Here is a 9155-nt window from a genome sequence, read left to right on the forward strand (position 1 = left end):
GCACTATTCTTTCGATATGGAGGTGTCGGCCGATGCGGATTGTTTGTCCGCTGACGGCATCGGTGCATGGAAGACATGCGCACCTTCTGTCTTGCGGCTGCGCGGCACGCGCAGGAGATCCGTCAAGGCGCGGATATGAACATAGGATCCACGCATCGCTTCAAATTGTGCTTCGTCAAGCTTGAGCCCTGCCCTGTCGACGAGGACGGAGAATTCTTCGCGGCTGATGGTTTCGGACGGCATTTTTGGAAAATCCGTGTCAGGTTCGTTTCACAAGGGATTGCCTGCCGGCGGCGTAACCGCCGGCAGCTGCAGTCAAGCGTATTGGAAGGCCGTATCCAGGAGGCTTTCCGGATAGGGCTCGGTGCTGACCTTATTGAGGAAGCCCAGCGCCTTCTGGCCCATTTCGCGCGTCACCTTGCTATTCTGCGGCCATGCCTGGGACATTGAAGACCAGACGCCATCAAAAAGCGCCTTGTCGGTCTTGTCGTGATATTTGGCGTGAATGGCGTCACGGATCTTGTCAGCCTGTTGCGGATCATGGATGGCAACAAGCGCTTCGTCGATCGACTTTGTGAACTTGGCGGCAGTCTCGGGATTGTTCTTCAGCCAAGTCTCACGCGTGATATAGCTGATATAAGGATAGTCGTTCAGCTCGGGGATGGCACCTTCCGACATGTTGAACAACATCATGCCCTTGTAGTCCTTCACAGCGATATCGCTGTTGGGGCTGGAGGCGACAAATCCGTCGATTCTGCCCTGCTGGAAGGACGCAAGAACGCCACTGATCTGCTGAATGCCGAGAATTTCCAGATCCTGATCGGGCTTCAGGCCGCCGCGCTCGAGCAAATACAGAAGAAGCTGGTGAGTACCGCTACCCAGGCCGATAACGGCAATCCGCGCACCACGTAGGGCTTCGATCTTCTGCTCGACCGTGCTGGCTTCGGTGATGCCCTTCTTTTCGGCCAGGGCTTTTGAGAGAACGACGTTGGATGCGTAGCGTGTGCAGGAGCAACCAAAAATCTTGGCATTGGTGCCGCGTTCGCGCGACCGCATAGCGCTTGATGACGCTTCCACAGCAATGTCTACATTGCCTGAAAGTGCCGCAGCAAGAGCCTCGGTGCCGCCGAGATTGACGGTGAATTCAGCTTCGAGCCCGTTGGCGGCGAAGATCCCCATTTCCTGCGCGACCATGGCGGGCACGAACAGAAAGCCGTAGGTGGACTGGACAATCTTTACCTTGGTCAGGGACTGGGCGAAGGAAGGAAGAGGAAGCGCGGTTGCGGCAAGAAGGCCGGTCGTTCCGGCAAGAAATGTTCTGCGTTTCATGGGCTGTTCCGTTTCTGGAGATTTATTGTTGGATATGCGTGGGCTTTGCCCATCGTTCTTGATCGACTGGCCCTCGCTTAGACGGCCACCTCCCGCAAATCGTTGCTCGACTGCCAGGGCATGGCCAGCCGCTCGACGACGTTGACGACATAGTTCAAAATGAACGCCAGAATGACAATGGCGACGAGCGCGGCGAAAACACCACCTGTTGAACTGCCCGGCGGAATCGGCCAGCAGATAACCAAGGCCACGGTTCGAAGCCATCATTTCGCCAACGATCGCACCGATCAGGGCATAAGGAACAGAAATTCGCAGGCCGGCAAAAACCCAGTTGATTGCTGAGGGAATGACGACTTTCGTCAAGATATGCCTCTCCCCTGCACCCATCAGGCTGAGGATCGAGATCAATTCCTTCTCGACCTGACGCACACCCGTGAACGTATTGATGAAGACCAGGAAAAACACGGTCGTCGCCACCAGGATGAGCTTCATCTCCATGCCGATCCCGAACCAGAGTATGAACAGGGGTGCGAGCGCGACTTTCGGCAAGGAGTAAAAGGCCATGATGAAGGGATCGAGGACTTCAGCCAGAAGCGGCGCGCGTGCAAGAGAGATGCCGACAACGATGCCTATGAGAGAGCCGATGAGGAAGCCGGTAAACGCTTCGGTGGCGGTAATGCCGGCATGCATCAGCAAGGCGCCGCTGGACAGCCAGCCCCAGAAATTGCTCCAGACCTCGGAGGGGCTGGAGATGAAGAAGGGATTGAAAAGCGTTCCGGAGCTTGCTTCCCATAGGACGCAGGTGACCAGGACGATGAGCAGGCGAAGCCCGAAAAGTCGAACTTGATGGTTCACCGGATTTCTCCTTCTTCTTCCGGGACGATGATGTCCCACAGACGGGCGGCGAGTTTCGTGAAGACTTCGTTGTTGCGCAGACGCAGGATGTTTCGGTCACCGGGGAGCGGTACATCGACAATCTCGCGGATCGTGCCCGGACGCGGGGTAAAGACGGCGCAACGGTCGCCGAGCGCCACAGCCTCATCCAGGTCGTGCGTAACGAAGATGACGGTTTTCTTCATCGTGCGGCACAGGCGCACCAGTTCGGACTGCATCTTGGCGCGCAGCTGCGGGTCAAGCGCGGCGAATGGTTCATCGAGCAGCAGCGTCTCGGGATCGTATGCAAGAAGCCGGGCCAGTGCGGTGCGCTTGCGCATCCCGCCGGAAAGCTGTGACGGATAGGACTTCTCGAAACCGGACAGACCGACGAGCTGCGTAAGCTCGGCAATACGGTCGGCCCGCTTTTTCCGGTCCCAGCCGCGAATTTCGAGCGGCACGGCAATGTTCTCGGCGACTGTACGCCAGGGCAGGAGATGGTCCTTCTGCGTCATGTAACCGGTCTTGCGGTTCGGACCCTGAACCTTCTCGCCGTCATAACGAACAGTACCGGCCGTCGGAGCGAAGAGCCCAGCGGTCATGTTGAGAATGGTGGACTTTCCGCATCCTGATGGGCCGACGACCGTTAGGATTTCGCCGCGAAAGATCGATAGGTTGAGATCTCGGCCGTCACGGAGCCATTGGCCGAATTGAAAGCCTTCTCCACCCCTTCAAAGGAAACGATTGCCTCGCGGGGTGACGCTGACGCCGATGGCGGCGGCGCTAAATCTATCTGTTGTGAAACCATCATATCGTTCATCCTTGTTCTGCGCCTTCGCCCGGAGGCAGGGAAATGGCGTTGAAATGCTGTCGGCTCGGCATGTTGTGCGTGAGGCGCCGAGCGCCGGGTAAAGTTGCGACCTGCACCGCGTCAGGCAATTTTGCGTTCGCCGACATCGACAAAGACCTGAGCTTCCCGCTGGGACCGGCCGAGGGCGGCTTCGATCTTGAGCCGTTCTTCGTCTAGAAGCTGCAGCAGTGCTGCGCGCCGCGAAGGGGGAAGCCGCTCGGACACGGCAACGAAGCTGACGGCGCCAATAACCTTGTTCCATCGATCTCGAACGCTCAGGGCCAACCCGCCCCATCCGGCGACGATGTCGCCCTCGGCGATGGCAAAGCCCTGCCCTCGCGTTTCAGCCACCTTGGCGAGAAGATATTCGTCGGTGTTGCTGGAAAAGGAGGCAGCGCGTTCGATGGAGGTTTGCGCGAGGATCGAAGCGATCTCGTCGTCATCGAGAGCGGCAAGCTGCGCGAGCGAATGCGCTCCGATGCCCAGTGGGCGCACCGATCCCTGCCTTACAGAAGTCGGCAGCACCGGATAGTCACCCTCAATGCGTGCGATGCAGCGTGTGTGTGCGCCAAACCGGACCGAGAAGAGCCCGACATCGTGAGTCTCGTCGGCGATACGCTGCAACGAAGGGCGGACGATATCGACGATATCGAAACGACGCTCCGCCGCCAGCCCGAGCGACCAGCATGTCGGGCCTATCACGTATCCTGCATCAGTGGCCTCGACCAGCCCTTCCGCTACGAGGGCGTTGAGCAGCCGATATACTGTTGCGCGCGGCAAATCGAGGCATTGGGTAACCTCGGCAAGTTTTTTCGGCTCCGGTGCACTGGCTGCAACAATCTGCAGCACACGAAGGGCGCGTCCGAGTGTCCGGGAGCCGCTGTCTGAATTTTCCAACTGATGTCTCACTGAATGAGATGAAATTCTATGTTTGTATTATTCAATGAAATATTTTATCTCGTCAATCGACTTTTTGCACAAATGTCAGCCATTTGTTTGGTTGCGTATTTTTTAGGCGAATAAATGACCATATCGCTCGACAATGCGGCAAAGCAGACTTCGCGACGGTGGATTATTCCCATGATTGTCGCGCTGGCCTTCTTCATCGAGCAATTCGATACGGCTGCCCTCATCATATCTGTGCCGGTGATCGCAGCGGATCTTGGAGTTGAGCCCCTCCGGCTTTCTTTGCTCGTCACCGCTTACGTCACGAGCGTCGTCCTGTTCATGCCGGCAAGCGGCTGGTTATCAAATCGATTCGGCGTGCGGCGCATTTTCCTGGCTGCACTGTCCATCTATGTCGGCGGATCGATCGGCTGCTCTTTATCATCCAATTTCGAAATGCTGATTGCATTCAGGATCGTTCAGGGCATGGGTGGCGCAATGATGACGCCGGTCGGCCGGCTGATCATGCTGCGCAGTTTCGGGCGTCACGAGTTGATTGCAGCAATGGGACTGATGACTGCGCCGGTGCTCTTCGGCCCGCTGCTCGGCCCGTTGATTGGTGGCCTGATCAGCTCGCATGCCGACTGGCGGTGGCTTTTCCTCGTAAACGTACCTGTCGTACTGTGTGGCCTGCTGGCCACGGTCATGATCGTGCCGACCGACATTCCGACATCCAGAACACGCTTCGATCTGCGTGGCTTCCTGCTCCTTTCACCGGGCATAGTGCTGCTGCAGTTTGCAATAGAAATGCTAAAGTCTCCGGGCGTTTGGCGAAGCATGGCTGCGCTCCCGGCGGGTTTGGCACTCACGCTGATCCTGGGCTACTGGCTTCACGCGAGCAAAAGGCACACTGCAGCCTTGCTGGACATTGGCCTTCTACGAAGCCAGAGTTTCCGGGCAGGTAGTATCGTCGGCGGGCTGAGCCGCATGGGTTTCAACGCCACGCCCTTTCTCCTGCCTTTATACCTCCATTTCGTATTGGGTTATGGACCGGGTATCTCGGGCACCATCGTTGCGATGGCGATTGTCGGCTCGCTGGCAGCCAAACCCTTTAATGGCTGGCTCGTGCGCAACCTTGGCTTTCGAACAACCCTGGCTGGCAGCGCCGTTTTGGGCTCTCTGCTGATCGGCGCACTTGCGCTTTATGGAAGTGAGGTTCCGCTCTGGCTTTTGGCCATCCATATTATCACCATCGGCGCTACGCAGACGATTCAGTACAATACGCTCAACATCATCAGCTACATTGACGTCACGCCGGAACGTCTCGGTGCGGCTTCCAGTCTTGGAGGCATCATCCAGCAATTATCCATGGGAATGGCAGTCAGCTGGTGCGCAGCAGTGCTTGGCATCCTCGGTGGTGGCTCACTCGCGCCATGGCATTTCAGGACAGTGTTTGTCATTGCGGCCTTGCTGCCATTGTTGGCAACATTCGGTTTTTTAAGACTTAGTCAGGCACGCTCCGGACCTGCGGATAGGTCACGCTCGGAATTGCCACACACCGATGACTAGGAACGTCGGCAACTGCCATACGAATACTGGTCGGATGAGCAGCGTTAGGCGACATCAGATTCCCGTCTCGACACGGTTTCGGGAGAGGCCACGCGAGGGTATTTGCGAGGGCAAGCGGCAGCGGCCATCAAGAGGCACCGCAGACCCCCTATCCCCGAAAATTAGCTACGGTCTTGAAGAGATCAGAACTTCAGTTGCACACGTTATCGACCCTAGTCGAGATTGAAATCTACAAACGTATTCAAAAACTAAATTCCCTTCCTAGACGTCGACACGGCGCTTTTCATCGCTTGCAGAAGATGGCCTGTATCCACCCCGCACGCGACAATCCTGGCTCCCATATCGATCCATCGCTTGGAGGCTTCAGGCGTCGGTGAGAAGACTGCTGTTGCTAAGGAATGAAGTTTGGCGACGGACAACACGTGACGCATCTTTTCCAAGACCAGATCATGGTCCACCTGCCCCGGCACACCAAGAGAATGCGAGAGATCAACGGGGCCCAAGAACACGCCGTCGAGCGACGGAGTGCTGACGATCTCCATCACGTTTTCGACGCCGGCCTTCCCCTCGATCATGACAATGACGGCGACTTCGCGGTTGGCCTTGGCAAACCAATCGCTCGACCCGCCGAAATCGGCGGCGCGGACCCAGGAATTCGCGCCCCGCATCCCGTCAGGCGCAAAACGGGCTGCATCGACAGCAACCTGTGCCTCGCTTTTCGTCGAGACCTGCGGAACCAGAACGCCGTCGGCGCCTGCATCCAGAACGGCGCCGATCATGACCGGATCATTCTTCAGGACGCGAACAATCGCATAGATTCCTCTGGCACGGGCGGCTAGGATCAGCGACCCCAGACTGTCGATGCTGTACGGGCCGTGCTCAAGATCAAGGATAACGGCGTTGAACCCGGCAAGCGCGATGATCTCGATCGCCTCGGGCGACCGCATGATCGAGAATGTGCAGATGATCGGATCATCCTGTTTCAAGCGTTCCTTCAACGAAAGGTGCAAACTATCCCCTCCCTGTCTTGTTTGGGACCGCGGTCCGTACTGTGCGATTATCGGGTGCCGGAGCGTGCAGCAGCTGTCTCCAGATCCAGTGCGACATCAGTGATCATGTCCTCCTGTCCACCGACCATGCGCCGCTTTCCGAGCTCCATGAGGATTTCCCTCGTATCGATGCCGTAGATTTCAGACGCCTTCTCGGCGTGCCGAAGAAAGCTGGAATAAACGCCTGCGTAACCCACGGACAGGCTCTCCCGATCGACCCGTACGGGACGATCCTGAAGCGGCCGCACCAGATCGTCAGCGGCATCCATCAGCTTGAACAGGTCGCAGCCGGTCTCGATACCCATTCTGTCGAGTACAGCAACCAGCGCTTCGAGCGGAGCATTGCCAGCCCCCGCCCCCATTCCCGCAAGCGACGCATCGACACGCACGGCGCCGGCCTCGATACCCGCCACCGAATTGGCAACTCCAAGCGTCAGATTGTGATGTGTGTGAACGCCGATTTCGGTCTGAGGTTTGAGACCGTCGCGCAGCGCGGTAACTCGCGCGGTATAATGCGGAGGCAGCATGGCACCAGCGGAATCCGTCACATAGACGCATTCCGCGCCGTAACTTTCCATGAGCTTCGCCTGCTTGAGCAGGATATCCGGCTCGGCCATATGCGACATCATCAGGAAGCCGACCGTATCCATGCCGAGTTCTCTCGCCGCCTCGATATGCTGGCGAGAGACATCCGCCTCTGTGCAATGGGTCGCGATCCTGACCGAGCGCGCGCCGGCCCGATTGGCCGCCTTGAGATCATGGACGGTTCCGATCCCGGGAATGAGAAGCACCGTGACGACCGCGTGCTGGCATATATCGGCAACCGCACCGATGAGATCGAGGTCATCGTGTCGACTGAAGCCGTAATTGAAGGTCGATCCGGCAAGCCCGTCGCCATGGGTGATCTCAATAGCATCGATCCTGGCGGCATCGAGTGCTGCGGCAATCGCCTTCACCGCCTCGAGGCGATACTGATGGCGTATCGCGTGCATGCCGTCGCGCAGCGTCACGTCCTGCACATAAAGCTTGTTCGGATTGGGGCGTGTCATTCGGCGGCCTCCCGGGAAAGATACCTGGCTGCCCAATGGTCAGCGCTGACCAGGGCAGCGGATGTCATGATGTCGAGGTTACCGGCATAGGCCGGCAGGTAATGTGCCGCCCCTTCCACCTCTAAAAAGATCGTTGTCTTCAGCCCCGTGGACGGGCCGACGCCGGGAACGATGACCGGCGCGTTGTCTCCAATCCTTTCGAACTGAACCTTCTGTTTCAACCGGTAACCCGGCACATAGGCTTGCACCGTCTTGACCATTTCGTTGATCGACGCCTCGATCGCATCGGGCTCCCCGCCCTGCGAAAGGACAAAAACCGTGTCGCGCATGATAAGCGGTGGCTCAGCCGGATTGAGGATGATGAGAGCTTTCCCTCGCTCTGCGCCACCGAGACGCTCGATCGCGCGCGACGTCGTTTCAGTGAACTCATCGATATTGGCGCGGGTCCCCGGCCCTGCGGATTTTGATGCGATCGAGGCAACGATCTCGCCGTAGATCGTTCGTTTCGAGACGCGCGCAACGGCATGGACCATCGGAATAGTGGCCTGCCCGCCGCATGTGACCATGTTGATGTTCTGCTGATCGATATTCTCATCAGCATTGATGGCCGGGATGGTGAATGGTCCGATGGCAGCGGGCGTGAGATCGATCACCTTCTTGCCGTCACGGCTGAGTATCTCGTTGTTGGACACATGCGCCTTGGCGGACGTCGCGTCGAAGACAACCTGAATATCGGCATAATCAGGTAGCTTCAGAAGCCCCTCTATTCCCTCATGAGTGGTCGCAATACCGAGGCGTCGTGCACGGGCCAGCCCATCCGAGTCCGGATCGATCCCGACCATGGCTCCCATTTCGATATGACGGGACGTGCGCATGACCTTGATCATCAGGTCCGAACCGATATTGCCCGAACCGATAATGGCACATTTCACCTTCACCATTTGGCTCCTCCTTCCCTGTTGAATGCCCATTACATCGCCTTTTCGAGCTTCGGCAGGATGTCGAAGAGATCGCCGACGAGACCGTAGTCGGCAACCTGAAAGATCGGCGCTTCCTCGTCCTTGTTGATGGCGACGATGACCTTCGAATCCTTCATGCCGGCGAGGTGCTGGATGGCACCGGAAATGCCGACCGCGATGTAGAGATCGGGGGCGACCACCTTGCCGGTCTGGCCGACCTGCCAGTCGTTCGGGGCATACCCGGCATCGACTGCTGCGCGCGAGGCACCGACGGCGGCACCGAGCTTGTCTGCCAACGGCAGGATGACCTCCTGGAACTTCTCCGAAGAACCGAGCGCGCGACCACCCGAGATGATCACCTTGGCCGAGGTCAGTTCCGGACGTTCGGACGAGGCGAGCGCATCCGAGACGAAGGAGGAGATGCCCGGATTGCCGGCAGCCGAAACGGCATCGATCGAAGCCGAACCACCTTCACCGGCGGCGGCGAAGGATGCCGTACGCACGGTGATGACCTTTTTGGCATCGCTCGACTGTACGGTTTGGATGGCGTTGCCAGCATAGATCGGCCGCTTGAACGTGTCGGCCGAGACGA

9 protein-coding genes are annotated in these 9155 nt (G+C 58.1%); 1 reads left to right on the top strand and 8 read right to left on the bottom strand.

Annotation, left to right across the window (positions count from 1 at the left end; translation table 11 throughout):
• Nucleotides 1–3: 3 nt before the first annotated feature.
• The 4 genes from FHP24_RS28225 to FHP24_RS28245 all read right to left on the bottom strand — a co-directional run bounded on the left by FHP24_RS28225 (nt 4) and on the right by FHP24_RS28245 (nt 3949).
• Entirely contained in the window at nt 4–243 is a 240-nt protein-coding gene (locus FHP24_RS28225; RefSeq protein WP_139679577.1) for a hypothetical protein, read from the bottom strand.
• Nucleotides 244–315: 72 nt separating this feature from the next.
• Nucleotides 316–2184, bottom strand: coding sequence for an ABC transporter permease subunit (locus FHP24_RS28945; RefSeq protein WP_210237877.1), 1869 nt, complete (start codon nt 2182–2184; stop codon nt 316–318).
• The gene (locus FHP24_RS28240; RefSeq protein ID WP_342782370.1) at nt 2181–2870 is read right to left on the bottom strand and encodes an ABC transporter ATP-binding protein; all 690 of its coding nucleotides are present in this window, start codon (nt 2868–2870) and stop codon (nt 2181–2183) included. The genes FHP24_RS28945 and FHP24_RS28240 overlap by 4 nt, the downstream gene beginning before the upstream one ends.
• A 263-nt stretch (nt 2871–3133) precedes the next feature.
• Complete coding sequence (locus tag FHP24_RS28245; protein ID WP_139679579.1) at nt 3134–3949, bottom strand: IclR family transcriptional regulator; 816 nt, start codon at nt 3947–3949, stop codon at nt 3134–3136.
• A gap of 183 nt (nt 3950–4132) precedes the next feature.
• Between FHP24_RS28245 and FHP24_RS28250 the strand changes: the two genes are divergently transcribed.
• The gene (locus tag FHP24_RS28250) at nt 4133–5506 is read left to right on the top strand and encodes an MFS transporter (protein ID WP_180356163.1); all 1374 of its coding nucleotides are present in this window, start codon (nt 4133–4135) and stop codon (nt 5504–5506) included.
• A gap of 248 nt (nt 5507–5754) precedes the next feature.
• On the opposite strand, the gene FHP24_RS28255 is transcribed toward FHP24_RS28250, so the two are convergent.
• The 4 genes from FHP24_RS28255 to FHP24_RS28270 all read right to left on the bottom strand — a co-directional run.
• Nucleotides 5755–6492 (bottom strand): HpcH/HpaI aldolase family protein, encoded by a 738-nt coding sequence (locus FHP24_RS28255; protein WP_139679581.1) that lies wholly within the window; start codon nt 6490–6492, stop codon nt 5755–5757.
• 71 nt (nt 6493–6563) lie between these two features.
• Nucleotides 6564–7604 (bottom strand): 4-hydroxy-2-oxovalerate aldolase, encoded by a 1041-nt coding sequence (gene dmpG / locus FHP24_RS28260; RefSeq protein ID WP_139679582.1) that lies wholly within the window; start codon nt 7602–7604, stop codon nt 6564–6566.
• The gene (locus FHP24_RS28265) at nt 7601–8545 is read right to left on the bottom strand and encodes an acetaldehyde dehydrogenase (acetylating) (protein WP_139679583.1); all 945 of its coding nucleotides are present in this window, start codon (nt 8543–8545) and stop codon (nt 7601–7603) included. The genes dmpG and FHP24_RS28265 overlap by 4 nt, the downstream gene beginning before the upstream one ends.
• 29 nt (nt 8546–8574) lie before the next feature.
• Nucleotides 8575–9155 (bottom strand): electron transfer flavoprotein subunit alpha/FixB family protein (locus FHP24_RS28270; RefSeq protein WP_139679584.1); only part of this gene is annotated, 581 nt, incomplete at its 5' end.

Source organism: Aliirhizobium smilacinae, from assembly GCF_006335145.1.
Taxonomy (GTDB): Bacteria; Pseudomonadota; Alphaproteobacteria; order Rhizobiales; family Rhizobiaceae; genus Neorhizobium; species Neorhizobium smilacinae.

Bases quoted from the DNA above. Each gene is read 5' to 3' on its own strand.
- FHP24_RS28225 (WP_139679577.1), bottom strand. From the start codon at position 243: ATGCCGTCCGAAACCATCAGCCGCGAAGAATTCTCCGTCCTCGTCGAC.
- FHP24_RS28250 (WP_180356163.1), top strand. From the start codon at position 4,133: ATGATTGTCGCGCTGGCCTTCTTCATCGAGCAATTCGATACGGCTGCC.
- FHP24_RS28265 (WP_139679583.1), bottom strand. From the start codon at position 8,545: ATGGTGAAGGTGAAATGTGCCATTATCGGTTCGGGCAATATCGGTTCG.
- dmpG (WP_139679582.1), bottom strand. From the start codon at position 7,604: ATGACACGCCCCAATCCGAACAAGCTTTATGTGCAGGACGTGACGCTG.